The organism is Actinoalloteichus hymeniacidonis, from assembly GCF_014203365.1.
In the GTDB taxonomy this organism is placed as follows: domain Bacteria; phylum Actinomycetota; class Actinomycetes; order Mycobacteriales; family Pseudonocardiaceae; genus Actinoalloteichus_A; species Actinoalloteichus_A hymeniacidonis.
This window is the reverse complement of sequence record NZ_JACHIS010000001.1, coordinates 4,225,451-4,249,973: the sequence shown is the minus strand read 5'-3', so window position 1 is coordinate 4,249,973 and position 24,523 is coordinate 4,225,451. Positions and strand designations below refer to the sequence as shown.

Below are 24,523 nucleotides of genomic sequence, written 5' to 3'. Positions count from 1 at the left end.
CGATGCCGGACGCCGAGTTCTGCGGCTGGTGCGCGGCCAGCGGGTCCACCGAGCACGCCGCAGGCTGCGCGAGGCGGCGGATCGTTGATCCACCGCGATATTGCGTTCGGTGCGCCCGCCGTATGGTTGTGCAGGTGACTCCGGCGGGGTGGAGCGCCCGATGCAGTGCGCATGGCGAGCTGCACGCCCCAGAGCTGGGCTCGGACCGGCGGTGACGCTGACGTCCGAGGATGGACGTGCGTGGAATGTGGAGGCCGATGTGGGGCAGCAGCCTGCGGATTCGGAGGGCGTCGTCGCCGCTCACGGCGTCGGATCCGGCCCGACGGGTGGCGGTGTCGGCCACGGTGGCGTGATCCTGCGACGCAGGCCGGTCGCGCCGGTCTTCTCGCGGCGCGACATCCTGCCGGCGCTGAGCGCGTTGTCGCTCGTCGGCCTGCTCGGACTGCCGTTGGGTTGGGTGTGGTCGGAGCTGGCGCCGTCGATGCAGGTACGGGTGCTCTCCAACGGGACGCTGGCCCCGCTGGCGATGGAGAGCTATCACCGGTTCGACGCCATCGCGGTCTTCGTCCTGCTCGGGATGGCGTTGGGCGTCCTGACCGGGGTGGCCTGCTGGTTGCTGCGGGCCCGTCGAGGACCGCTGACCGCGCTGGCCGTCGTCGGGGGTTCGGCGCTGGCCGCGTGGTTGGCGATGCGCACGGGCCTGTCCTTCGCGGCGAGCGCGCATCCGCTGGGAGACCAGATCGGTGCCGGGATGACCCTGGTCCGACCGCCCGCGCTGGACTCGGCGTGGGCGATGATCGCGCAACCCCTGGGCGCGGCGCTGGCCTACGGGCTGGCCACCGCCTGGAACGGCGAGGACGACCTCGGGCGCCGACTGTCCTGATCAGGGCCTGCTCGGCAGGCCCCAAGACGCAGCAGGGGCGGACCCTCCGGAGGGAGGATCCGCCCCTGTCGTCGTTGCGAGCGAAGGCCGCCGGTGTCAGTCGCCCTTGCCGACCGACAGCATCTCGTCCCGGTCCACGACCTTGATGCGCTCGCGGCCTGCGGCGGTGCCGAGGCCGATCTCGTGCTCGTCGAGTCGGTTCCAGCAGGACCAGTCGGTGAAGTCGACGCCTCGATCGGCCAGCAACCGCAGGATCGCCGCCTCGTCGGGCCGCTCCGGAAGGTCGACGCCGTCGATGTCGGCGAGCAGGCTGTTGATCGTCTCGAGCGCGTCACCCTTGGTGTGACCGATCAGGCCGACCGGGCCACGCTTGATCCAGCCGGTGACGTACACCCCGGGAAGGTGCTGCTCGTCGAGGTCCAGCACCCGGCCTGCCTGGTGCGGCACGGTGCCGGTGGTGTGATCGAAGGGCATCTCGGCCAGCGGGGAGCTGAGGTAGCCGACCGCCCGGTACACCGCTTGGACGTCCCAGTCGTGCAGCTCGCCGGTGCCCACGACGTTGCCGGTGCCGTCGAGTTCCATCCGCTCGGTACGCAGGCCCTCGACCTCGGTGCTGCCGGTGATCTCGACCGGTCGGTGCAGGAAGTGCAGGTGCAGCCGTCGGGTCCGGGTGCCGGGCTCGCGCATCGCCCAGTCCTGCAGGACCTTGACGATCGTCTTGACCTGGTTGCTCTCCCGGATCGCGGCCATGCTGCCCTCGTCGAACTCGATGTCCTCGGGGTAGACGATGACCTCGACGTTGGGGGAGTGGTCCAGTTCCCGCAGCTCCAGCGGCGTGAACTTCGCCTGGGCCGGGCCACGCCTGCCGAAGACGTGGACGTCGGTGACCGGGCTGGCCGCCAAGCCCTGGTAGACGTTGTCGGGGATCTCGGTGGTGAGCAGCTCGTCGGCCGTCTTGGCCAGGATGCGTGCGACGTCCAGCGCGACGTTGCCCGCGCCGATCACCGCGACACTGCGGGCGGTCAGCGGCCACTCCCGGGAGACATCGGGGTGTCCGTCGTACCAGGAGACGAAGTCGGCCGCGCCGTACGAGCCGGTCAGCTCGATGCCGGGGATGTCCAGCGCCCGGTCGGCGGTGGCGCCGGTGGAGAAGATCACCGCGTCGTAGTGCTCGCGCAGTTCGTCGAGCTTGAGGTCCACGCCGTAGTCGACGTTGCCGATGAACCTAACCTCCGGCTTCTCCAGAACCCGGCGCAGCGCGTGGATGATCTGCTTGATCCGGGGATGGTCCGGGGCGACGCCATAGCGGACCAGGCCGTAGGGAGCGGGCAGCCGTTCGAAGAGATCGATGCTCACCGGCTGCTCGGACTTGGTCAGGATGTCGGCCGCGTAGATCCCGGCAGGCCCTGCCCCGATCACGGCTACCCGCAGCGGGCGACTCATGGACTCTCCTCATCGTCAGCACACGTTCGGGAGGCAGTATCTCCACGTCCTCGCGGTGAACCCTGCCGTTAGGTAGAGGTTAGCCCGACCTAAGGGCTCCATTTCCCCCGGGGGACTGTGGTACTGATCACCTGCGTGGTGTAGCGCCGCCCGACGGGGGCCGGAGCACGGCGAACGGGTCGGTGACCTGGAGGCCGTGACCGGTGAATCGGAAGAGCGCGGCAGGCCTGCCGCCCGAGGGGCCGGAGGGCGAGGTGTGTCCGGTCGGCTCCAGCAGTCCCCGCCGGGAGAGCACCCGCTGGAGGTTGGTCGCCGAGACGCGGTAGCCCAACGCCACCGAGTAGATGCCGCACAGCGTCGAGATGCTGAACTCCCGAGGTGCCAGCGCGAAACCCAGGTTGGTGTACGAGAGCTTGGCTCGCAGCCGGTTGCGAGCCCGCTGCACGATGGCGTGGTGGTCGAACGCGGTGTCGGGGAGCCGGTCGACGGGATACCACCGGGTGTCGGCGGGCATCGCCGGGTCCACGTCGCAGGGCACCAGGCCGAGGAAGGCGGTGGCCACCGTCCGAGGGCCGGGGACGCGGTCCGGTGCGCTGAACACGGCGAGCTGCTCGACATGCGAGAGCCTGCGGACGTCGACCTTCTCCGCCAGTTGCCTGCGAATGGAGGTCTCGACGTCCTCGTCGGCGCCCAAGCCGCCGCCGGGCAGCGACCAACGCCCCGCCTGCGGTTCCATCCCACGTTCCCAGAGCAGCACCTGAAGTGATCTGGCCGCTCCGAGCCCCCGCACTCCGAGTACTGCCGCCAATACCTCGTGCCCGGTAGTGCTCACTTGGCTGATACTATCCGGCTGGTTTTCGCTTAACGGGCGAAAACTCAGGGTAGTCAATCCGGCCGAGATCCGTGGTCGGGTGGGGAGGACCAGGATGACTGCGAGTGCCACACACGCGGACGGCCAGGTGGGCGACAGAGTCGACGCGGGCCCGACCGATGCAGACCTGACGCCCTACGGCGGCGTCGAGGCGAACGAGGCATGGCGGGAGGAGGTCCGGCGGCTGGCTGCCGAGCAGGACGCCGTCGTGCTGGCGCACAACTACCAGCTCCCCGAGATCCAGGACGTCGCCCACCACGCGGGCGACTCGCTCGCGCTGAGCCGGATCGCCGCCGAGAGCACCGCCTCGACGATCATCTTCTGCGGCGTCCACTTCATGGCCGAGACCGCGAAGATCCTCAGCCCGGACAAGCGGGTCCTGATCCCCGACGAGCGGGCCGGCTGCTCGCTGGCCGACTCCATCACCGCCGACGAACTTCGCGCCTGGAAGGCCGAGCACCCCGGCGCGGTCGTCGTCTCCTACGTCAACACCACGGCCGCGGTGAAGGCCGAGACCGACATCTGCTGCACCTCGTCCAACGCGGTCGACGTGGTCGCCTCCATCCCGGCCGACCGGGAGGTGCTGTTCCTGCCGGACCAGTTCCTCGGTGCGCACGTCCAGCGCGAGACCGGCCGGGACAACCTGCACATCTGGGCGGGCGAGTGCCACGTCCACGCGGGCATCAACGGCACCGAGCTCGCCGCCCGTGCCGCGGCCGCGCCCGATGCGGATCTGTTCATCCACCCCGAATGCGGCTGCGCGACCTCCGCGCTCTACCTCGCGGGCGAGGGCGCCGTCCCCGCCGAGAAGGTCAAGATCCTCTCCACCGGGGGCATGCTCGACGCGGCGCGGGAGACCTCGGCCACCTCGGTGTTGGTTGCCACCGAGGTCGGCATGCTGCACCAGTTACGACAGGCCGCGCCGGAGGTCGACTTCCGCGCCGTCAACGACCGCGCCTCCTGCCGCTACATGAAGATGATCACTCCCGCCGCGCTGCTGCGCTGCCTGCGCGAGGGCCTCGACGAGGTGCACGTCGATCCCGACACCGCGGATCAGGCGCGTAACGCGGTCCGTCGCATGATCGAGATCGGCAGGCCGGGCGGCGGCGAATGACCGCCCGTTGGGAGTCGGAGGCCGACGTACTCGTGGTCGGCACCGGGGTGGCCGGGCTGACCGCCGCCCTGCATGCCCAGCGCCTCGGCCTGCGCGTCCTCGTGGTCACCAAGGGGGCCGCCGAGGACGGCAACACCCGGTGGGCGCAGGGCGGGGTGGCCGTCGTCCTCGACGATCGGGATCCATCGGCCGACTCGGTGGACAGGCACGTCGCCGACACCCTGACCGCCGGGGCTGGCCTGTGCGACGAAGCGGCCGTCCGAGGCGTGATCGGTGCGGGTCCGGACGCGGTGACCGAGCTGATCGGACTCGGGGCACGCTTCGACGCGGCCTCGGACGGCGGCGGTCTCGCCAGAACCAGGGAGGGCGGTCACAGCGCCTACCGCGTGATCCACGCGGGCGGCGACGCGACCGGCGCCGAGGTCTCCCGGGCGCTGCTCGCGGCAGGCCGGGACGGGCGGATCGCCATCCTCGAACACCACGTCGCGGTGGAGGCCCTGCGCACGCCGACCGGCGCGGTGGCCGGCCTGCTGGTGCTCGATCCCGAGGGTGGCACCGGTCTGCTGCGGGCCCCTGCGGTGGTGCTCGCCACCGGGGGAGCGGGGCAGCTCTACCAGGCCACCTCCAACCCCGACGGCGCCACCGGCGACGGACTGGCGTTGGCACTGCGGGCGGGAGCGGTGGTCTCCGATCTGGAGTTCGTGCAGTTCCATCCCACCGTCCTCTACAGCGGGCCCGCCGACCGGGGACGCCGTCCCCTCATCACCGAGGCGGTCCGGGGCGAGGGCGCCGTGTTGATCGACGCCACGGGCAGCCGGGTGATGGCCGGTGTGCATCCGATGGCCGATCTCGCGCCCCGGGACGTCGTGTCCGCCGCGATCACCCGCAGGCTCGCCGAGGCCCCTGGCGGAGTCGACGATCACGTCTACCTCGATGCCACCGGATTGGCGGGCCCGGCCTTCCGGCGTCGGTTCCCCACGGTGTTCGCGGCCTGCCAGGCGGTGGGGATCGACCCGGCGACCGACCCGATCCCGGTGGCGCCCGCCGCGCACTTCGCCTGCGGCGGCATCGTGGCATCGACCCACGGCCGTACCGGCGTCGTCGGCCTCTACGCCGTGGGCGAGGTGGCCAGAACGGGGCTGCACGGGGCGAACCGGCTGGCGTCGAACAGCCTGCTGGAAGGTCTGGTGACCGGTCGTCGGGTCGCCGAGGCGGTGGCCGAGGACCGCGCCGCCTGTCTGCTCGGCGGGCCCTGCGCCGAGATCGACCCGGTCCTGCCCGCCGAGGCGGTCGCCGACCGTCCGGTGCTACAGCGGGCGATGAGTCGGTACGCCGCCATCGGCCGGGACGCCGAGGGACTGGCCACGGCGACGACCACGCTGGACGCCTGCACCGTGGTCCGGCCGCTGCGGACGCCCGACCTGGTCGCCGATGCCGCGCTGGCTTTGGTGGCCCGACTGTCGTTGCTCGCGGCGAGCAACCGCACCGAATCCCGTGGTTGTCACGTGCGACATGATCACCCCGAACGTGACGACCGGATCTGGCGGCGCAGCCTGCTCACCCGACTGGATGTGGCCGGACAGCCGATCCTCGTCGAACAGACCAGCCTGAAGGGTGTCGCATGAGTTCGCGTTTCGCGGAGTTCACACCGGCCGAGTTCTCCTCGACCGTCCTCGGCGAGTTGGAGGCAGCCTCGCTCGACCCGGTGGAGATCCGCCGGGTGGTCCTCACCGCCTTGGAGGAGGACCTTCGCTACGGGCCGGACGTGACCACGATGGCCACGGTGCCCGCCGACGCGATCGCGGTCGCCGACGTGGCGTCGCGGCGGGCGGGGACCATGGCGGGCATCCCCGTCTTCCTCGCGGTGTTGGACACCGTGGTGGGTCCGGACCAGGTCGAGGTGCACACCGAGCTCTCCGACGGTGATCGGGTGGCGCCCGGTCAGGTCGCACTGCGGGTCAAGGCACCGGTCCGCGGCTTACTGACCGCGGAACGCACGGCGTTGAACCTGCTCTGTCATCTCTCGGGCATCGCGACGCTCACCTCGGCCTGGGTCGCGGAGGTGCGCGGCACCAACTGCGTCATCCGGGACAGCCGCAAGACCACGCCGGGGCTACGGCATCTGGAGAAGTACGCGGTGCGGTGCGGCGACGGCGCCAACCACCGGATGGGCCTCGGGGACGCCGTGCTGATCAAGGACAACCACGTGGTCGCGGCCGGATCGGTCACCGACGCGCTGAACGCCGTCCGGGCATACGCGCCCGACGTGTCGTGTGAGGTGGAGGTGACCACGCTGACCGAACTCGACGCCGTGCTCGCCGCGCGCGCCGAACTGGTGCTGTTGGACAACTTCAGCCCGCAGCAGTGCGCCGAGGCGGTCCGCGTCCGCAACGCGATCGGCAGCAGAACCCGACTGGAGGCGTCCGGCGGGCTGACCCTCGACGTCGCCAGGGAGTACGCCGCCACCGGGGTCGACTACCTGGCCGTCGGCGGCCTCACCCATTCGGCACCCGCCCTGGATCTGGGGCTGGATCTGCTCTGAGCCGCGATTCGGCATCGCACCTCGGCGGGTGTGACATCGCTCGCCGCAGGACACGGTGGGGTCGCCCGATTCTCGGGCGGCCCCATTGCACTGCGGTCGCCGCACCACGGAGGTGCCGAACGGCCGCGATGCTCGGGGCCGCCGACACCGACCGGGTTTCCACCCGTCGTCCGATCCCGAGCATCGAAGGGTGGCCAACCCCGGTTGCCCGGCGCACACCGTGCTTTCTAGGGTGACCTGTGCCCACTCCCCGCCTGCTGCCGTCGGCCTGTGTGCTGACCGTCGCGCTGCTGTCCTCGTCCTGCACCAGCACGCTGTCGCCGGGTGGGAACTCCGCCGACGCGACGGCCCCGATGGTGCTGTCCACCGTGGACGAGCCGGAGACGCTGCACCCGCTGGCGGGTTTCGGTAACAGCGGCGCCGCCAAGTTCTACGACGGGCTGCTCACCTCGGACGCCCGGCTGGACCTGCGTCCCGCGCTCGCCTCGGAACTGCCCTTCCCCGAGGAGGACGCAACCGTGTGGACGGTGCGCCTGCGGGAGGGCGTGACCTTCCACGACGGCAGCGAATTCGATTCGTCGGATGTCGTCGCGACCTATCGGGCACTGCTCGATCCCGCCTTCGAGTCGCCGATCGCGTCACGGTATTCGATGCTGCGCGAGGTCACGGCCGTCGACGAGACCACCGTCCGATTCGAGCTCGACGAGCCGTACTCGCCGTTCCTCTCCCTGCTGACGCTGGGGATCCTGCCGAGCGAGGCACTGGAGGATGCGGAACCGGTGCGGGACTCCGCCCTGGCGGACGAACCGATCGGCACCGGGCCCTATCGGCTCACCGGCTGGACGCAGGGCGAGGAGATGACCTGGTCGGGGAATCCGGATCACTGGCAGGGCCCGCCGGAGATCGAGGAGGTGCGGGTCGTCTTCCACACCGACCCGGCCGAGCAGGCCCGGTTCCTCTCCTCGGGAGTGGCCGACGGAGCGATGCTGCCGCCAGGTGATCCGGAGCAGCTGCGCGACCCGGAGATCCACGAGATCACCGAGGATTACGAGGTCCTGCGACACGAGAGCGTCGAATACCGGGCGGTCAGCCTGCCCACCGAGGGACCGGTCACCGGCGATCCCTCGATTCGGATGGCGCTCAATCTCGCGGTGAATCGGGACGAGCTGGTCGCCGAGGTCCTCGGCGGCCTGGGTTCGCCTGCCTCCACCCCGGCGAGCCCGGCGATGCCCGATCTCCTCGAACCCGAGTCGGCGTTCACCGCCGACCCGCTCCAGGCGGGGCGCCTGCTCACCACCGGTGGTTGGACCCCCGGTGAGGACGGGGTGCGCGAGCGCGAGGGCGAGACCGCACGATTCAGCCTGTTCTACGCGCAGGACGACGACCTCGACGGCAGGCTGGTCGAGGCGTTCGCCGCCGACGCGGCCGAGGTGGGCATCGAGGTCGAGACGCGCGGAGTCGACGCGGCCGACCTCGCCGAACACGCCGCCGACAACGCCGTGCTGACCAGTGGTGGCCGCCACCTCGACCCGGATTTCCAGTTCTTCGACGCCCTGCACTCCACGTCGCCGGTCGAGGTGACCGCGAACCCGGGCGGCTATCACAACTTGAGTGTCGACACCGCGCTCGACGCGGCCCGCGAGATCGCCGATCCGGCACAGCGAACCGTCTACTACTGGGAGGCCCAGCGTGCCTACCTGGAGGAACCCGGCCTGGTGTTCCTGACTTTCCTGGAGCACGCCTACCTGCAGCGTGATGGCTGGGACGGCTATCGACCCGTCGTCGAGTCGACCGAACACGGGATCACCTGGGGACCGTGGTGGAACCTCCACCACTGGACGCTGGACTGACGGGGGCCACCCCTTCGTTCCTCTCGGTTGACATCAACCTCTGTTGAGGTCGGATGCTCTCGGCAGGCGAGTCACCTCAGGACCCGCCGTCGACGAGAGGAGCGCCCACCACCATGGCCGAGATCAGCAGCAGCGATCCGGCACCGACGGTCGGTCGTCGGAGGACCGCACCGCCGTCGTCGAGCTCGTCGGGCGTTATCAGGATGCCTTCAACACCAACGACGCCCCGGCCATGAACGCCTTGTTCGACGACGACCCGATCTTCGTCAACATCGTGGGCAATCTGGTCCTGGACAGGGAGACGTTGTTGCGTGCGCAGGCCTTCGTGTTCGACGGTCCGTTACGCGAGGTCTACGTCCGATACGACGTCGAGAGCCTGATCTTCCTCCACACCGACATCGCGGTGGTCCATGCTCGGCAGCGGCCCGCCGCGGCAGATGGCGCATTGCTGCCGGTCGACACCGAGAACCGGGAGAGCATCGTGGTGTTCGTCGCGGTGCGCACCTCGGCGGGATGGCGGATCAGGGTCGGACAGAACACGGTGGTGGGTTGATCATGATTGAGCAGACCGCTGCCGACGTGCCCACGGATCGGGGCGCGACGAGCACACTCGACGTCGAGATCTGGTTCGACTTCGCCTGTCCCTGGTGCTGGATCGGCGCGCGACGCTGGGACGCCGCACTCGCCCGGTTCGCCCATGCCGATCGGGTCCAGACCCGTTGGCGATCATTCGAACTGCGGCCCGGTTACGCGGGGACCCCGCCGCGCCTCCTCGTCGAGATCATGCGCGAGGACTGGGCGATGGACGAGGCGACCGTGACGGAGATCCTCGAACGCATCCGGTCCGAGGGGAACACGGAGGGCCTGCAGCTGCGCCCGGAGTCCGTGCGACCGGTGAGTACCCTCGACGCGCACCGGCTCACCCAGGCGGCGGTCGAGCACGGCGTCGGCGACGCCGTGCGGGAGTCCCTCTTCACCGCGTACCAACGGGATCTCGCCGACCTCGCCGATCGCGACCTCTTGACCGAACTGGCGGCAGCGGCGGGTCTGGACCGCGCCGTCGCGGCGCAACTGTGGCGCACCGACGCGTACTCGGATGTCGTGCACACCGAACATGCCCGCGCCGCCGAGGTCGGGGCCACCGCCGTGCCCGCCTACCGCATCGGCGGCGGCACCCACTCCGGTTCGCTCGCCACCGAGGAACTGCTGGAACTGTTGGAAGAGGCGTGGCGGGCACGGAGCTCCATCCCTGGCTGACTCCGTGCCCGACCTCGACGGCTATGCCCCGCAGCTCGCCCCGATCACCCGGGGTACGCAGTCCGCATAGGACAGCAGAAGATCGACGGCCTCGTCGTTGCGGGCCGTCTCGCGGTCGATGACCTCGTCACCGGGATAGAAGCCGTTCAGGCCACCGGACCGGGGATACATCTCGAAGGTGAAGCTGTAGATCCCGTGGGCGCCCCACATCCAGTCGTTCATACCGCCGTCGGCGATGTAGAGATCGCTGATCTGCTGTGGGGTGTAGCCGTTGGTGTCCGCCATTCGGGTGCCCAGGGCCTCGAAGGCGGCGGCGTCCTGCGCGGTCAGGCCGGGCGCGGTGTCGGAATAGGTGTAGCCGTAGGGCCAGAGGATCAGCTCCGAATAGGTGTGGAAGTCGATGTGCGCGGTGATCCGCTGTGTTCCGCCGACCACCCGCGACTCCACGTAGTCCCGGACGTGCTGGTTCTCGATCGCCGAGAACGCGCTGGAACCACGATAGGTGTCGCTGCTCGGGCTACCGCTGGATCCGCCGCAACAACCCCACTGGTGTCCCCAGTTGCGGTTGAGGTCGGTGCCCTGGCCCTGCCGGTTCTTGCGCCAGCCTCGGAAACCACCGCTCGCGTGGTCGTATTCGGCACCATCCGGATTCACCGAGGGGATCACCCGGATGATCCTGCTGTCCACCAGTTCGGTGACCGCCGGATCGCTGCCGTACTCGTCGGTGAAGCGGTCCACGATGTGCAGGCACATCTCTCTGGTGAGGTGCTCCCTGGCATGCAGCTGGCAGGTGAACAGCACCTCCGGCGACCCGGCCGGTGCCTGGGTGATGCTCATCAACCACAGGTCTCGGCCCTCCACGGAGCTGCCGACGCTGTCCAGCTCGGCCAGCCCCGCGTGGTCGGCGGCGGCCTGCTCCAGCGCCGAGGTCAGCTCGGCGAAGTCGTGGTAGTCCTCGTAGCCGGATGGGAAGGCGTTGATCGACGGTCCGTCGCTCCTGCCGAGATCGATGAACTCACCGCGCTCCGCCAGAAAGGTCAGCGGCCGCCCGGTGGCGCGGAGTCCTACGAGCTGTTCGGCATCGGCGACGACGGTCATGCTCGTGTCGTCGGCGCTCAGCACGTCGACACCGAGGGCGGCGATCGCGGTGCGCTGCTGTGGGGTGTCGGCCTCCTCGACCAGGTAGACGCCTGCGGGCGTCTCCTGCGGGTCGGGGCTCGCTGCGGGCTCATCGGTGCCTGCGGCCGGTGCGGCGAGGGACACCACGAGACAGACGCCCAGGGCCAAGGCCATGGGTAGACGATGGACGCGGGACATGGGGCCTCCGGTTCTACAGAGGGAAACGATCATCCGATCGTGATCGCCATGTTGATGTCTGACAAGGCGAATGGACACTTCGTACCTGGGTGACTACCGGCAAGTGACAATCGCGGGGCCCGGGTCTTCCTGCCCGCCCTCACGCGCTGCCGGCTACGCTGTCGAGCGGCGCCCTCTCGGCGCTGCTCACGAATCGAAGGAGCGCGATGCTGTCCCGTACCGACCTGCGTGGTCGAGTCCCGAGTCCCGCCGAGCTGCGCACGGTGCTGCCGCGTGCCGAGGTCGACGTGGATGCGGTGCTGCATCGGGTGCGACCGATCGTCGAGCAGGTCGAGCAACGCGGCGTCGAGGCGGTGCTGGACTACACCGAACAGTTCGACGGCGTCCGGCCCGAGCGGGTCACCGTGCCCGCGGAACGGCTGGCGAAGGCACTCGCGGAACTGGACCCCGGGGTGCGGGCCGCGCTGGAGGAGACCATCCGGCGGTCCCGCCTGGTGCACGCCGACCAGCGACGCGCCGACGTCACCACCACCCTGGCGCCCGGCGGAACCGTCACCGAACGGTGGGTACCGGTCGGCCGGGTCGGGCTGTACGTGCCCGGCGGCCTGGCCGTCTACCCCTCCAGCGTCGTGATGAACGTGGTACCCGCCCAGGCAGCGGGCGTCGACTCGCTGGTGGTGTGCTCCCCGGCGCAGGCCGACTTCGACGGCCTCCCGCACCCGACGATCCTGGCGGCCTGCGAGCTGCTCGGTGTCGAGGAGGTGTGGGCCGTCGGCGGCGCCCAGGCGGTGGCGCTGCTCGCCTACGGCGGCCGGGACACCGACGGTCGGGAACTGGACCCGGTCGACCTGGTCACCGGGCCGGGCAACATCTACGTCACCGGCGCCAAGCGGTTGTTGCGCGGACTGGTGGGCATCGACGCCGAGGCGGGTCCCACCGAGATCGCGATCCTGGCCGACGGCACCGCGGACCCGGTGCACGTCGCGGCCGACCTGATCAGTCAGGCCGAGCACGACACCCTGGCCGCGAGTGTGCTGGTCACCGACTCGCTGCCGTTGGCGGAGGCAGTGGACGCCGAACTGGCCGTGCAGGTGCCCAAGACCCGGCACACCGACCGAGTCCGCGAGGCCTTGGGCGGCAGGCAGTCCGGCTGCATCCTCGTCGACGACATCGACGCCGGGCTGCGCGTGGTGGACGCCTACGCCGCCGAACACCTGGAGGTGCAGACCGCGCAGGCCTCGACGGTGGCGGCCCGGGTGCGCAACGCAGGCGCGATCTTCGTCGGTGCGTACTCGCCGGTGTCGTTGGGCGACTACTGCGCCGGGTCCAACCACGTGCTGCCCACCGGTGGTTGCGCGCGGCACTCCGGTGGCCTGTCCGTGCAGAACTTCCTGCGCGGCATCCACGTCGTGGAGTACGACGAGACGGCCCTACAGGAGGTCGCCGAACAGGTGATCGCCTTGGCGGAGGCCGAGGGACTACCGGCCCACGGCGATGCCGTCGCCGTGCGGAAGCGGGGATGACGATGACCGAACGTGCCATTCCGGGCGGCGAGATCGATATCGCCGCGCTTCCATTGCGGGCGGACCTGCGGGGTAAGAGCCCCTACGGAGCGCCGCAACTCGACGTCGCCGTTCGGCTCAACACCAACGAGAACCCCTACCTACCGCCGCCCGGGCTCATCGACGATGTCACCGAGTCGATCCGCGCGGTGGCCGCCGATCTGCATCGCTATCCGGATCGGGACGCGATCGCGCTGCGCACCGACCTGGCCGACTATCTCGGCACCGCCACCGGCGTCGAACTGGACACGGTGAACGTCTGGGCGGCCAACGGCTCCAACGAGGTGCTCCAACAGATCATGCAGGCCTTCGGCGGGCCGGGGCGCACCGCGCTCGGCTTCGCGCCCTCCTACTCGATGCACCCGATCATCGCCTCGGGCACTCGCACCGAGTGGGTGGCCGCGCCCCGCAGAGAGGACTTCTCGCTGGACGCGGCGACCGCCGTGCGGGCGATCGAGGAGCACCGACCGGACATCGTGTTCGTGACGAGTCCGAACAATCCCACCGGACAGTCGGTTCCCCTCGAAGACCTGCGGACGCTCTTGGCGGCGGCTCCGGGCATCGTGGTGCTCGACGAGGCCTATGGGGAGTTCTCCGCCGCGCCGAGCGGTGTGCGGCTGCTGGCCGAGTTCCCGACGAAACTGATCGTCAGCCGCACCATGAGCAAGGCCTTCGCCTTCGCGGGTGGCCGACTCGGCTACCTCGCGGCGGCGCCCGCCGTCGTCGACGCGCTGCAGCTCGTCCGGCTGCCCTACCACCTGTCGGTCCTGACGCAGGCCGCCGCGCGCGCGGCACTGCGGCACGCCGAGGCCACCCTCGGATCGGTGGCCGCGTTGGTCGCCGAGCGACACCGGGTCGCCGACGCCCTGACGGGGCTCGGTTTCCCGGTGGTGCACTCGGACGCGAACTTCCTGCTGTTCGGGGGCTTCGCCGATCCGGCCGAGGCCTGGCAGTCCTACCTGGACGGCGGGGTACTGGTCCGCGATGTCGGAATCCCGGGCCACCTTCGGGCGACGGTGGGCACCCCGGCGGAGAACGATGCGTTCCTCAACGCGAGCAAGGAGGTCGCGGCCCGCTTCGGGATCGGCTGATCAGACTCGCGGGACTCACTGTCCCAGCCTGCCGTCGATGCGTTCCCTAAGCAGGTCGACGTGACCCATGTGACGGGCGTACTCCTCGATCATTCCGAGCAGTACCTCGCGCAGCGACATCGTCCCGCCGCCGCTGCCGTGCTGATTCAGGGGATCGTCGCCGGTGACGTCGAGACCGGGCGCACCGGCGACCCACTGCACGGCGAAGTCCACCTCCGTCCGCCAGGCCTTCCAGGCCTGTTCGACGACCTGTGGATCGGCGACGGCGCCGTTGAAGTCACCGTCCCGATCATCCGTGGTGCAGAACAGTCGAGGCGCGTCCTGACCCGCCATCATCACCCGGAACGTCGCCCGTTCGATCTCGGCCAGGTGTCGCACGATGCCCAGCAACGACATCGTCGAGGGCTCCACGGCTCGGCGTGCCATGGCCTCGGCGTCCAGGTCGGCGCACTTCATCTCCAACGTGAGTCGCTGGCGGCGCAACGAATCCACCAGGGTGACCCGCTCGTCGCCCAGCCGGGGCCCGTGCTCTCGCGGGTCGTCGTCGGAGGGCCTGCCGTCTGCGGTGAACATGTCGGCACGTCGATGGGTCGCCATGGTCGTCATCATCGGCGCCGATTCAGGGGGCGGACAAATGATTTACCTCGTCGACGCGGCCTCGACGGTGTTGGCGGTCGGCTGGTGGAGCCGCAGGAGAACGGCTCCACCCGGCTGCGGCGGCCACTCACCTACCGACGCTGTCGACCCGCTCTGCGCCACGGGTCTCACGGCGGAACAGCTGCGGGACGGTCTGATAGCAGGTGCGCAGCGCCAAGCGCACGACGGTCTCCTTCACGCGGGCTGCGGCGCGACCGGTGAGTATCCGTTCCTTCGCGTTGTCCCTGGCGTCGACCAGCTGGATCAGCCCGTCGTGACGGCCGAGACTGATGCACTGGAGGTAGTAGCGGAATCGGAACGGCCTCGGCACGCGGCCCGACAACCGGGCGACGATGGAGTCCGCCGCATGCTGCCCGACCGGTTTGGCCGTGGCACAGGACATCCGGAGTTCCTGACCGTCGGAGAACCGGACCGTCGCGGCGTCACCGGCGCCGTAGACATCCGGGTGCGAGGTCGAGCGCATCGCGTCGTCGACCAGGAGACGGCCTGCGGCGTCGACGGCCAACCCGGCCCGCGTTGCGAGGTCGGGTACGCCGAAGCCCGTCGCCCACACCGTCAGATCGGTGTCGACCGTCTGCCCGTCGGTCAGTACCAGGCGGGACTCGCGTACCTCGGCGACTCGGGCGCCTGCCCGCACCTCGATGCCCATCCGGTCGAACACCCGGCCCAGATGCGCCCGACCCCTCGCGGACAACGCCGGGCCGACCACCGTTCCGACGAGCAGCTGCACCCGTAGTCCGGGGTGCGACTCGGCGAGTTCGGTGGCCGCCTCGATGCCGGTCAGCCCGCCGCCGACCACCGTGACCCGGCCGCGTCGGGCGGCCGATTGCGTGATCCGCTCGTGCACGTCGCGGGCCGCCTCCAACTCGGCGACGCTGGTGGCGTGCTCCGCGACACCGGGAACATTCGTGCCGTGCTCGGCCGTGCTGCCGAGCGCGTACACGAGGGTGTCGTAGTCCAACACCTCGTCGTCGATCCGCAGTTCCCGACGCTGCGGGTCGATGTCGGTGACCCATCCGATCCGCAGCTCGACTCCCGTGCCGTGCAGCAGCTCCGCCAGGGGGTGCTCCCCGACACTCGCCCCCGAGGCGACCTCGTGCAGTCGTACCCGCTCGACGAAGTTCGGGCTTGCGTTGACCAACACCACCTCGACATCGCGGGTCTGCCGCGCCACCCGCGCCGCCGCCGTGAGGCCCGCATAGCCCGCACCGATGATCACGATCCGATGAGTCATCGTCAGCTCCTTCTCCCGTGTTCGATCGACTCTTGAACCGGGTGGCGACGGGATTGCTGACACGTTGCGGTCGTGACGGTGGTCACGCGAATTGGGCGGCGAGGTACTCCAGCTTGTCCGGGTTGACGCTCGTGTGGATCGCGGTGATCCGCTCGTCCACGATATGCAGGACCAGGGCGGTGATGGGCCGACCATCCGCGATGGCCAGCCAGGCAGGCGCCCCGTTGACCTCGGTGAACACGGTCGTGAAGCCGCCCTTGCGCATGAAGCCCGCCAGCAGTCGGGCCACTCGGTCGGCGCCGAACACCGGCCTACGGGCGGCATTGGCCTTGCCGCCGCCGTCGGACCACGCGACGACGTCGGCGGCGAGCATGCTCTCCAGCCCGGCGATGTCCATCCCCCGGGCCGCCTCCAGGAAGCGCTGTGCGATCCGACGGCCCTTCTCGGGCACGGCGTCGAAGCGGGGCCGATCGCGGTTCACCCGCTCGCGGGCTCGATGATAGAGCTGCTGGCAGTTCGTCTCGGTGATCCCGAGGATTCCGGCGATCTCCCGATGTCCGTACTCGAAGGCCTCGCGGAGCACGAACACCGCGCGCTCCGGCGGTGTGAGGCGTTCCAACAACACGAGGAAGGCCATCGACACGGACTCGCGTTGCTCCACCGTGTCCAACGGGCCCAACGCCTGGCTGTCGGTGATCACGGGCTCCGGGAGCCACGGTCCGATGTAGCTCTCCCGGCGGGCGCGAGCAGAGGTGAGCCGGGTGAGGCACAGATTGGTCAGCACGGTGGTCAGCCAGGCTGCGGGTTCCCGGATCGAGCCGCGTTCGGCGTCGTTCCACCGCAGGAAGGTGTCCTGCACGGCGTCCTCGGCCTCGCTCGCCGACCCGAGCAGTCGGTAGGCGATGGCGAACAGTCGAGTGCGATGCGCCTCGAACTCGTTCAGCTCCTCGGACGTGACCGACACGAGATCAAGCATACGGATCGGGGTCGGACACGACGGCCGGGTCGTGCGGATCCTCAGCGGGGGGCGAGCAGGGCGTGCTGGGGTGTCCGACCGCCGCGCTGCACGGATCGCGGGTCGTTTACGCTGGTGGGAGGTGTGACCTGGCGGCGTGGCCGCTCTGGCGGGACGAGCAGCGAGGAGACGGCCGATGAGCCGGTCGGCAAGGGTGGAGCGCGTCACCAAGGAGTCCTCGGTGACGGTCGAGATCGATCTCGGCGGCACCGGGAAGGTCGACATCGACACCGGGGTCGCGTTCTACGACCACATGCTCACCGCGCTGGGCGTCCACGGCTCCTTCGACCTGACCGTGGCGGCGCGCGGCGACGTGGAGATCGACGCCCATCACACGGTGGAGGACGTCGCCATCGTGCTCGGCCAGGCATTCCGCCAGGCACTGGGCGACAAGGCCGGTATCCGCCGCTTCGGCGATGCCTGGATTCCGATGGACGAGACCCTCGCCCACGCCGCCGTCGACCTGTCCGGCAGGCCGTTCTGCGTGCACGTCGGCGAACCGGAGGCGTTCAACACCTTCACGATCGGCGGCAACTACCCCTTCGTGCTCAACCGGCACGTCTTCGACTCGTTGGCCTTCCACGCCCAGATCGCCTTGCATGTCCGGGTGATCCACGGCCGCGATCCGCACCACATCACCGAGGCGCAGTTCAAGGCGGTGGCCAGGGCCCTGCGTGCCGCCGTCGAACCCGATCCGAGGGTCACCGGCGTGCCGTCGACGAAGGGCACGCTCTGATCACCGCAGGCCCGTGGGTAACCTCGTCCGGCCAGGTGAGGACGCGGGCGACGAGCCCGGCGTGACGAGAGGCTTGTGGTGGAAGACTGGGTGTGGCTGGTCCTGCTGGGCGTGACCGGGTTCCTGCTGGGCGGCGTGTGGTCGCTGTGGAAGACCGCGAAGACCCTGGCGATCCTGCTGTTGGTGGGCGCGGTGATCGCGGGTGTCGCCACGGTGCTCTGGCTGATCTGAGGACCGGCTCCGTGTCGCTGCGGGGCGGCCTCGCTCAGCAACCGCCCTCGGCGGCGGGCTGGAGTCCGCTGGCGCCCGCGCCGAGATCGGCCAGCTGGTCGTCGGCATTGTGCAGTGAGCAGGACTTCAGCGAGAGGCAACCGCAGCCGATACAGGAGGCGAGCCGGTCCCGGAGCCGCTGCATTCCGTCGATCCGGGTCTCCAGCTCCTCCTTCCAGGAGGCCGACAGCCGGGCCCAATGCGCCTTGGTCGGACTGGTGCCGGGCGGCAGCTTCTCCAGTGCCTCGGCGATCCGGTCCAGGCTCATGCCGACGCGTTGCGCCGCGCGGATGAAGGCGAGCCTGCGCAGGACGGTGCGCGGGTAACGACGTTGATTGCCGCCGGTGCGCTCGGCGAAGATCAGCCCACGCTGCTCGTAGAACCGTAGGGCCGTGTGCGGGACTCCGCTGCGGGTCGCGACCTCGCCGATGGTCAACTGATCACGCAGTGGTGGCATGACCCCAGCATAGCCAGAAGCTCTACCTACCTCGAAGTATTGGCCTCGGAGTGTCGTGGTATGCGGTCGGGCGGATCACTCCGGCGCAGGCGGTGACCGGCGCGGACGGACGGGGGATGACCGTGCGGGTGGACGTCCTCGGTAGCCTGGAGGGCGTGCCGAACGTCGTCGTACTCGACTATGGGTCGGGAAATCTGCGCTCCGCCCAGCGGGCCCTGCAACGAGCGGGCGCCCAGGTCGAGGTGACCTCCGACCGTGACGCCGCCTTGGCCGCCGACGGTCTGGTCGTACCGGGAGTCGGAGCCTTCGCCGCCTGCATGGCCGGCCTCCGCGAGGTGCGCGGCGACAAGATCATCGACGATCGCCTCTCGGGCGGCAGGCCGGTGCTGGGCATCTGCGTCGGCATGCAGGTCCTGTTCGAGCGCGGCGTGGAACACGGCGAGGAGACGTCGGGCTGCGGCCAGTGGCCGGGAACGGTCGACCGACTGTCGGCGCCCGTCCTGCCGCACATGGGCTGGAACACCGTGCGCGCCCCCGAGCAGAGCCGGATGTTCGCCGGACTGGACACCGACACCCGTTTCTACTTCGTGCACTCCTACGCGGCCAGGTCGTGGACGCTGGAGGACACCCCGCCGTTCCTCCCGCCGCTGGTCACCTACGCCGAACACGGCGCGGAGTTCGTCGCGGCAGTGGAGAACGGCCCGCTGTGGGCGACCCAGTTCCACCCGGAGAAGTCGGGGGATGCGGGGGCGGCCCTGTTGACCAACTGGTTGGACACCCTCGCATGAGCCCGCGACGTTACGGCTCGGTGCGCCGGGGCGGCGGCACACGTCTGGTGGCCCTGCTGGTCATCATCGCGTTGGCGGGCGGCGCCGGTCTGTCGGCGCTCGTCGGTCTCGGCATGTCGGGCTGGACGGCGGTGGCGCTGTTGGTCGCCGTGATCGGAGTGCCCGCAGCGGTGATCCTGCGTAGGCCGCCATCGGATCGGCAGCCACCGTTCGCGGGCCGCGACGGTCGCTGACGTCCGCGAGTGTCGTCGAGGCGATCACCGCTTCGCTGTCAAGGGCACACGGCGCATCTCCTCGGCGCGGCCGGCGATACAGTGCCTCCCGTGACTTTCACCCTGCTCCCCGCCGTCGATGTCGCTTCCGGACAGGCCGTCCGCCTGGTTCAGGGCGCGGCAGGTAGCGAGACCACCTACGGCTCGCCGCTGGAAGCCGCTCTCACCTGGCAGCGCGATGGAGCGGAGTGGGTGCATCTGGTCGACCTGGACGCCGCCTTCGGCCGAGGTTCGAACCGGGAGCTGCTGGCCGAGGTCGTCGGCAGGCTCGACGTCCGGGTGGAGCTCTCCGGCGGCATCCGCGACGACGAGTCCCTGCGGGCGGCCCTGGCCACCGGATGCAGCCGAGTGAACCTGGGCACCGCAGCGCTGGAGGACCCGGCCTGGTGCGCGAAGGTCGTCGCCGAGCATGGTGACGCCGTGGCCGTCGGACTCGACGTGCGTATCACCGAGCAGGGCCACCGACTGGCCGCCCGGGGTTGGACCAGCGACGGCGGCGACCTCTGGGAGGTGCTGACCAGGCTGGACGCCGACGGCTGCTCGCGATACGTGGTGACCGACGTCGGCAAGGACGGCACGTTGCGCGGCCCGAACATCGAGTTGCTGCGCGAGGTCTGCGCCCGCACCGACGCGCCGGTCATCGCCTCCGGTGGCGTGTCGAGCATCGCCGACCTGCAGGCTCTCGCCGAGCTGGGCCCGATCGGCCTGGAGGGCTCCATCGTCGGCAAGGCGCTCTACGCCGGGGCGTTCACCCTGCCCGAGGCACTCGCCGCCGTCTGAGCCGATCCGGCGTCCCTCTCCATCCTCGGTGCACGCTCGGACGCTGCGCTGCCGCTGATCGCGTTCCCTAGGTCGGCGGCAGGCCCTCCGGTCGGGTCCGTCTGCGTCGCACCAGCCAGGAGATCAGGTAACAGCCGGAGTTCGTCGCCAGGTGCACCAGGATCGGCGCGAGCACCCCACGCCCGCGGACTCGCAGCGCGTGCAACGCGAGGCCGACCAGGAACGTGCCGGACACGCCGGCCACCACCGTCGGCAGCCTGCCCCGGCCCACCAGCGACGCCAGCGCCGGGTTGTCGCCCGCCAGGCGCAGCGCGGGCAACACGTGCCAGAGACCGAACAGCCCTGCGGAGACGACCGCAGGCCGCCAGCGGGGCCCCGGCATCGTCGCGAGCAGCCCCGGCAGTACGCCCCGGAACACCACCTCCTCGGTGAGCACCGTCCCCACCGGAATGCGGACCGCCGCCGTCCACAGCAGTTCGCCGATCCCGGCGACGGCGACCCGGTCGTCGTCGTAGGCATCGCGCAACCGGGGGAGGGCGAGGGCGCACAGTTGGGCGCCGGACACCACCGCGGCCGCTACACCGCCCGTTCGCAGTCCTGCGGGTACGGCGGCAGTACCTAGACCGACATCGTCTCGTGACATTCCGCAGCGGTTCGCTACCCAGAGTGCGGATAATGTGATCGTGAGGCCACCGACGGGGTAGGCCCGTGGTGGCAGGACTGTGTTCATGCTCACGGTCCCGGCGGTCAGTACCGAGGTCAGAACGACCAGGCCGGTACGTGCCCGCCACCGACCCCGAACCGTGTTCGAACCTGCGCGAGGAGTCACGACCGCCATGTCGTCATCGTGCCGCATGGGCAGGTCGAGAGGGGACCCACCGTGTCGAGATCGACCCCCTCGGAGCAGCCGGAGCCTGTGCGGCCGGAGCCCGAGCCGACACAGCGAGAGCCGACACCGGACGAGCCCGCACCGTCCGCCACCCCGGTCGACCGGGTGACGCAGGCGGACCCGGGCCTGCCCGGATCGCAGTCCGCGCCCCCGTCGCCCTCGGCAGGCCATCGTGATCGCTATGTCGACCTGCTGCGGGCGAGCAGCCTGCTGGTCGTGGTGCTGTGGCACTGGGCCTTCACGATCCTGGTCTGGGGGCCGGACGGTCCGGAGGCGACCAGCCCGCTCGGCTTCACCTCGGGACTGTGGATCGCCACCTGGCTGTTCCAGGTCTTACCCGTCTTCTTCTACATCGGCGGGTACGTGCACCGGGTGTCCTGGCAGCGCGCCCAGGCCCGGGGCACCGGACTCGCCGCGTTCGTCGGTGCCCGGCTGCGACAACTCGCTGTTCCCGGGGCCGCGCTGTTACTGACCTGGGTGGTGCTCGGCGGGGTGCTGGTCGCGGTGTTCGACCTGCGGTGGATGGGTCGGGTGGTGCTGTTGGTGATCAGCCCGCTGTGGTTCCTGGCGGTCTATCTGGTGCTGATCGCGCTGCTGCCCTTCAGCCTGTGGCTGCATCGTCGGTTCGACCTGCTCGCCCTGGTCTGGATGGGTGGCGGCGCGATGGTGGTGGACGTCCTGCGGTTCCGATACGACCTGGAAGCGCTGAGCTGGGTGAACATGCTGCTGGTGTGGGGGCTGGCCCACCAGGCCGGGTTCTTCTACCAACGGTTGGCCAGGGCGGGGCGCCGGTTCGGGTCGCTGGTGCTGTGGGCGGGACTGTTCGCCCTGGTCGGACTGGTGTCCTCCGGTCTGTATCCCGGCTCGATGGTCGGGGTGCCCGGTGACCGGTTGTCCAACATGGCGCCTCCCACCTTCGTGCTCGTCGCCCTGCTCGTCTTCCAGGTGGGCATGGTCGAGGTGCTGCGCCCCCGGATGGAGGCCCGACTGAAACGGTCGAGCTGGCAGCGATTCAACGACGTGATCAACCGGTTCGCGCTGCCGCTGTTCCTGTTCCACACCACCGGCATGGCCCTGTCCGAGCTGCTGAGCCGGTTGTTGCAGGGCGCGCCCGTGGCCACCGAGGCGGTCCCCGACGTGGTCTGGTGGTTGGAGCGTCCGATCTCGGTGGTCGGCCCGCTGTTGTGCACCCTGCCGGTGATCGCGCTCTTCGGCCGATACTGGATGCGCCACCGCACGGAGAAGGAGACCTCGCCCGCGCCGTAGGGTGGTGGCCATGTCCGTCTCACTCCGGGTGATCCCCTGCCTCGACGTGGATCGGGGTCGCGTCGTGAAGGGCGTCAACTTCACCGACCTCGTCGACGCGGGCGATCCTGTCGAGCTGGCCGCCGCCTACGACGCCGAGGGCGCGGACGAACTGACCTTCCTCGATGTCACGGCGTCCTCCGGCGACCGCGAGACCACCTACGACGTGGTCCGTCGGACCGCCGAACAAGTCTTCATCCCGCTCACGGTGGGTGGTGGCGTCCGGGAGGTCGGCGACGTCGATCGACTGCTGCGGGCCGGAGCGGACAAGGTGAGTCTCAACACCGCGGCGGTGGCCCGCCCCGAGCTGCTCAACGAGGCCTCGCGGCGCTACGGCGCCCAGTGCATCGTGCTGTCGATGGACACCCGCAGAGTGCCGGACGGCGAGCCGCCGACGCCCTCGGGCTTCGAGGTGACCACGCACGGCGGACGGCGCGGGACCGGCCTGGACGCCGTCGAGTGGGCCGAACGCGGCCAGGAACTGGGCGTCGGCGAGATCCTCTTGAACTCGATGGACGCCGATGGAACCAAGGCGGGCTTCGACCTGGACATGATCACCGCAGTCCGGCGGGTCGTGGACGTCCCGCTGATCGCCAGCGGCGGCGCAGGCGCGGTCGGGCACTTCGCACCCGCCGTCGAGGCAGGCGCCGACGCCGTCCTGGCCGCCAGCGTCTTCCACTTCGGCGAGCTGCGGATCGGCCAGGTCAAGGACGGTCTGCGCGCGGCGGGGGTGACCGTGCGATGAGCACCGTGACCGACACTCCGGTCGAGGTTCGGGTCGCCGCCGGGACCCTGGCGGGCGGCGCCGCGCTGTTCCTGCTGGTCGGGCTCGTACGCTGGCTGACCGAGGGCGGCTTCGACGTCGTCGGCCTGCCGCTGGTGGTCTTCCTCGCCGCAGGCTCCTCGGCGGCCGGGTTGTTCACCGGGCGGATCGGACTGCGGATCTTCGCCATGGTCATCGCCTCGCTCACGGCGCTGCTCTATCTGCAGTTCGTGTTGAGCGACGGCTTCTGGTGGGTGCGGGTCCTCGGCGGCCTGGCCGCTGCGGGCGCCGTGTACGCGGTGGTGTTGCTCAATACCGGGCCCGCCCGGCAATTCTTCGGACTGGAGGCTCCCGGCCGCTCATGACCGACGATGTGCTCGACCCCGAGATCGCCGCACTGCTCAAACGCGGGGCGGACGGACTCGTCTGCGCGGTCGCTCAGCAACACGGCACCGGCGAGGTGCTGATGGTGGGCTGGATGGACGACGAGGCGCTGCGCCGAACCCTGACGACCCGCCGAGCCACCTATTACTCCCGCAGCAGGCAGGAGTACTGGGTCAAGGGCGAGACGTCCGGGCACACCCAGCACGTCCGGGGGGTGCGCTTGGACTGCGATGGGGACACGGTGCTGCTGACCGTGGACCAGGTCGGCGGCGCCTGCCACACCGGTGACCGGACCTGCTTCGACGCCAGGGTGCTGCTCGCCGAAGGGGACTGACCGGGTAGGCGGTGCCTACGCGGAATCGCCGCCGCCGCCATCGTCCGGGGGCAGCTCCTCGAACAGGTACCGGTACATGGTCGGTGCCACGGCGGCCACCACCCAGTCCGGGTCCGCCTCGGCGAGGGGTTCGAACCGCAGCACATAACGCACCACGCCCAGCCCCACCAACTGGCTGGCGCACAGCGCCGCCCGCGTCGAGGCCCGATCCACCCCCAGGCGTGCGAGCGCCTCGCCGATCACCAGGCGGTCGAGGGCATCGCGCAGCATCCCGGCAGCGGCCTCGTTGGAGCTGTAACTGTGGAACAGCGCCGCGAAGCCCCCGGGATGGGCGTCCCAGATCGAGAGGAAGGCGCCGATCATGCGTGCGGGCGCCTGCGCGCGGTCGCCCTCCACGACCGTGGGGATCAGCAGCCCCGGATCGAAGGGCAGCGCCACGGCGGTGGCGAACAGCCCGTCCTTGCCGCCGAACCAGTGGTTGACCATGGCCGCGTCCACGCCCGCCCGCTCCGCGATCATCCGCACCGTCGCCTGCTCGAAGCTGCGTTCGGCGAAGACCTCCCTGGCGGCGGCCAGGAGGGTCTCGCGGGTGTCTCCGCCGCTACGGCGGCCTCGGCGGCGGGTGTCCCTCGGTTCGGGCTGCGGGTTCGTCGAGCCGGTCACCGACTCATCATGTCCGGTGACGAGCGGGGAACCCGCACCGGCACAA

At 70.2% G+C, this 24,523-nt stretch carries 28 protein-coding genes; 19 read left to right on the top strand and 9 right to left on the bottom strand.

All coding sequences use genetic code 11. The annotated features are described in order from the left end of the window. Positions 1 to 2: 2 nt before the first annotated feature. A complete protein-coding gene (bsaP, locus tag BKA25_RS27950) occupies positions 3 to 215 on the top strand; it encodes a biotin synthase auxiliary protein BsaP (RefSeq protein ID WP_084642801.1) in 213 nt (70 codons plus the stop codon). Next, entirely contained in the window at positions 212 to 883 is a 672-nt protein-coding gene (locus BKA25_RS17590) for a DUF2567 domain-containing protein (RefSeq protein ID WP_236750627.1), read from the top strand. Before bsaP ends, BKA25_RS17590 begins: the two co-directional genes overlap by 4 nt. 96 nt (positions 884 to 979) lie before the next feature. Here BKA25_RS17590 and BKA25_RS17585 read toward each other — a convergent pair whose 3' ends face one another. Both BKA25_RS17585 and BKA25_RS17580 read right to left on the bottom strand, forming a co-directional pair. After that, positions 980 to 2,299 carry an FAD-dependent oxidoreductase gene (locus BKA25_RS17585; protein WP_069853497.1) on the bottom strand — a complete coding sequence of 440 codons (1,320 nt, stop codon included), beginning with the start codon at positions 2,297 to 2,299 and terminating at the stop codon, positions 980 to 982. Positions 2,300 to 2,453: 154 nt separating this feature from the next. Then, complete coding sequence (locus tag BKA25_RS17580; RefSeq protein WP_221313505.1) at positions 2,454 to 3,134, bottom strand: NUDIX hydrolase; 681 nt, start codon at positions 3,132 to 3,134, stop codon at positions 2,454 to 2,456. A 118-nt stretch (positions 3,135 to 3,252) separates the two neighbouring features. Here BKA25_RS17580 and nadA point away from each other — a divergent pair, with 118 nt between their 5' ends. From nadA to BKA25_RS17550, 6 genes are all read left to right on the top strand, one after another. Then, a complete protein-coding gene (gene nadA / locus BKA25_RS17575; protein WP_084642806.1) occupies positions 3,253 to 4,311 on the top strand; it encodes a quinolinate synthase NadA in 1,059 nt (352 codons plus the stop codon). Next, entirely contained in the window at positions 4,308 to 5,936 is a 1,629-nt protein-coding gene (locus BKA25_RS17570; protein ID WP_069848250.1) for an L-aspartate oxidase, read from the top strand. Before nadA ends, BKA25_RS17570 begins: the two co-directional genes overlap by 4 nt. Beyond that, a complete protein-coding gene (nadC, locus tag BKA25_RS17565) occupies positions 5,933 to 6,853 on the top strand; it encodes a carboxylating nicotinate-nucleotide diphosphorylase (protein WP_084642808.1) in 921 nt (306 codons plus the stop codon). The genes BKA25_RS17570 and nadC overlap by 4 nt, the downstream gene beginning before the upstream one ends. A 239-nt stretch (positions 6,854 to 7,092) precedes the next feature. Continuing rightward, positions 7,093 to 8,703: an ABC transporter substrate-binding protein gene (locus BKA25_RS17560; RefSeq protein ID WP_069848252.1), complete on the top strand. Its 1,611-nt coding sequence runs from the start codon at positions 7,093 to 7,095 to the stop codon at positions 8,701 to 8,703. Positions 8,704 to 8,746: 43 nt separating this feature from the next. Then, positions 8,747 to 9,256, top strand: a complete 510-nt coding sequence (locus BKA25_RS17555) for an SgcJ/EcaC family oxidoreductase (RefSeq protein WP_084642812.1) — start codon at positions 8,747 to 8,749, stop codon at positions 9,254 to 9,256. 2 nt (positions 9,257 to 9,258) lie between these two features. Beyond that, the gene (locus BKA25_RS17550) at positions 9,259 to 9,960 is read left to right on the top strand and encodes a DsbA family oxidoreductase (RefSeq protein ID WP_069848254.1); all 702 of its coding nucleotides are present in this window, start codon (positions 9,259 to 9,261) and stop codon (positions 9,958 to 9,960) included. A gap of 21 nt (positions 9,961 to 9,981) precedes the next feature. Here the strand turns inward: BKA25_RS17550 and BKA25_RS17545 are convergent, their stop codons facing one another. Continuing rightward, the gene (locus BKA25_RS17545) at positions 9,982 to 11,253 is read right to left on the bottom strand and encodes a M14 family zinc carboxypeptidase (protein ID WP_236750629.1); all 1,272 of its coding nucleotides are present in this window, start codon (positions 11,251 to 11,253) and stop codon (positions 9,982 to 9,984) included. A gap of 230 nt (positions 11,254 to 11,483) precedes the next feature. On the opposite strand from BKA25_RS17545, the gene hisD reads away from it, so the two are divergent. Both hisD and BKA25_RS17535 read left to right on the top strand, forming a co-directional pair. Continuing rightward, positions 11,484 to 12,800 carry a histidinol dehydrogenase gene (gene hisD / locus BKA25_RS17540; protein WP_069848257.1) on the top strand — a complete coding sequence of 439 codons (1,317 nt, stop codon included), beginning with the start codon at positions 11,484 to 11,486 and terminating at the stop codon, positions 12,798 to 12,800. Between the two features lie 2 nt (positions 12,801 to 12,802). Next, the gene (locus BKA25_RS17535; RefSeq protein WP_069853501.1) at positions 12,803 to 13,930 is read left to right on the top strand and encodes a histidinol-phosphate transaminase; all 1,128 of its coding nucleotides are present in this window, start codon (positions 12,803 to 12,805) and stop codon (positions 13,928 to 13,930) included. A 15-nt stretch (positions 13,931 to 13,945) separates the two neighbouring features. On the opposite strand, the gene BKA25_RS17530 is transcribed toward BKA25_RS17535, so the two are convergent. From BKA25_RS17530 to BKA25_RS17520, 3 genes are all read right to left on the bottom strand, one after another. Further along, entirely contained in the window at positions 13,946 to 14,527 is a 582-nt protein-coding gene (locus tag BKA25_RS17530; RefSeq protein ID WP_236750631.1) for a DinB family protein, read from the bottom strand. A gap of 127 nt (positions 14,528 to 14,654) precedes the next feature. Continuing rightward, complete coding sequence (locus BKA25_RS17525; protein WP_157421013.1) at positions 14,655 to 15,821, bottom strand: NAD(P)/FAD-dependent oxidoreductase; 1,167 nt, start codon at positions 15,819 to 15,821, stop codon at positions 14,655 to 14,657. A gap of 82 nt (positions 15,822 to 15,903) precedes the next feature. Then, positions 15,904 to 16,797, bottom strand: coding sequence for an RNA polymerase sigma-70 factor (locus BKA25_RS17520; protein WP_069848259.1), 894 nt, complete (start codon positions 16,795 to 16,797; stop codon positions 15,904 to 15,906). 175 nt (positions 16,798 to 16,972) lie between these two features. Here BKA25_RS17520 and hisB point away from each other — a divergent pair, with 175 nt between their 5' ends. Both hisB and BKA25_RS17510 read left to right on the top strand, forming a co-directional pair. After that, entirely contained in the window at positions 16,973 to 17,572 is a 600-nt protein-coding gene (gene hisB, locus BKA25_RS17515) for an imidazoleglycerol-phosphate dehydratase HisB (RefSeq protein ID WP_069848260.1), read from the top strand. A gap of 78 nt (positions 17,573 to 17,650) precedes the next feature. Continuing rightward, positions 17,651 to 17,803, top strand: a complete 153-nt coding sequence (locus BKA25_RS17510; RefSeq protein WP_172803705.1) for a CG2302 family histidine operon protein — start codon at positions 17,651 to 17,653, stop codon at positions 17,801 to 17,803. Between the two features lie 34 nt (positions 17,804 to 17,837). Here BKA25_RS17510 and soxR read toward each other — a convergent pair whose 3' ends face one another. Further along, the gene (gene soxR / locus BKA25_RS17505) at positions 17,838 to 18,299 is read right to left on the bottom strand and encodes a redox-sensitive transcriptional activator SoxR (protein ID WP_069848262.1); all 462 of its coding nucleotides are present in this window, start codon (positions 18,297 to 18,299) and stop codon (positions 17,838 to 17,840) included. Positions 18,300 to 18,415: 116 nt separating this feature from the next. On the opposite strand from soxR, the gene hisH reads away from it, so the two are divergent. The 3 genes from hisH to priA all read left to right on the top strand — a co-directional run bounded on the left by hisH (position 18,416) and on the right by priA (position 20,139). Further along, positions 18,416 to 19,087 (top strand): imidazole glycerol phosphate synthase subunit HisH, encoded by a 672-nt coding sequence (gene hisH, locus BKA25_RS17500; RefSeq protein WP_069853504.1) that lies wholly within the window; start codon positions 18,416 to 18,418, stop codon positions 19,085 to 19,087. After that, complete coding sequence (locus BKA25_RS17495) at positions 19,084 to 19,320, top strand: hypothetical protein (RefSeq protein ID WP_069848263.1); 237 nt, start codon at positions 19,084 to 19,086, stop codon at positions 19,318 to 19,320. Before hisH ends, BKA25_RS17495 begins: the two co-directional genes overlap by 4 nt. Before the next feature lie 90 nt (positions 19,321 to 19,410). Next, a complete protein-coding gene (gene priA / locus BKA25_RS17490) occupies positions 19,411 to 20,139 on the top strand; it encodes a bifunctional 1-(5-phosphoribosyl)-5-((5-phosphoribosylamino)methylideneamino)imidazole-4-carboxamide isomerase/phosphoribosylanthranilate isomerase PriA (RefSeq protein WP_069848265.1) in 729 nt (242 codons plus the stop codon). Positions 20,140 to 20,206: 67 nt separating this feature from the next. On the opposite strand, the gene BKA25_RS17485 is transcribed toward priA, so the two are convergent. Continuing rightward, entirely contained in the window at positions 20,207 to 20,782 is a 576-nt protein-coding gene (locus BKA25_RS17485) for a CPBP family intramembrane glutamic endopeptidase (protein WP_172803761.1), read from the bottom strand. 237 nt (positions 20,783 to 21,019) lie between these two features. On the opposite strand from BKA25_RS17485, the gene BKA25_RS17480 reads away from it, so the two are divergent. Genes BKA25_RS17480 through hisI form a run of 4 tightly spaced genes read left to right on the top strand, consistent with a single transcriptional unit; the run spans position 21,020 to position 23,814 of the window. Further along, positions 21,020 to 22,294 (top strand): acyltransferase family protein, encoded by a 1,275-nt coding sequence (locus BKA25_RS17480; RefSeq protein WP_236750633.1) that lies wholly within the window; start codon positions 21,020 to 21,022, stop codon positions 22,292 to 22,294. Between the two features lie 10 nt (positions 22,295 to 22,304). After that, positions 22,305 to 23,078, top strand: coding sequence for an imidazole glycerol phosphate synthase subunit HisF (gene hisF / locus BKA25_RS17475; RefSeq protein ID WP_069853506.1), 774 nt, complete (start codon positions 22,305 to 22,307; stop codon positions 23,076 to 23,078). Next, positions 23,075 to 23,461 (top strand): hypothetical protein, encoded by a 387-nt coding sequence (locus tag BKA25_RS17470; protein ID WP_069848267.1) that lies wholly within the window; start codon positions 23,075 to 23,077, stop codon positions 23,459 to 23,461. The genes hisF and BKA25_RS17470 overlap by 4 nt, the downstream gene beginning before the upstream one ends. Continuing rightward, positions 23,458 to 23,814, top strand: coding sequence for a phosphoribosyl-AMP cyclohydrolase (hisI, locus tag BKA25_RS17465; RefSeq protein WP_069848269.1), 357 nt, complete (start codon positions 23,458 to 23,460; stop codon positions 23,812 to 23,814). Before BKA25_RS17470 ends, hisI begins: the two co-directional genes overlap by 4 nt. A gap of 15 nt (positions 23,815 to 23,829) precedes the next feature. Here hisI and BKA25_RS17460 read toward each other — a convergent pair whose 3' ends face one another. After that, on the bottom strand, positions 23,830 to 24,477 hold the full coding sequence (locus tag BKA25_RS17460) for a TetR/AcrR family transcriptional regulator (RefSeq protein ID WP_069848271.1): 648 nt from the start codon (positions 24,475 to 24,477) through the stop codon (positions 23,830 to 23,832). Between the last annotated feature and the right edge of the window lie 46 nt (positions 24,478 to 24,523).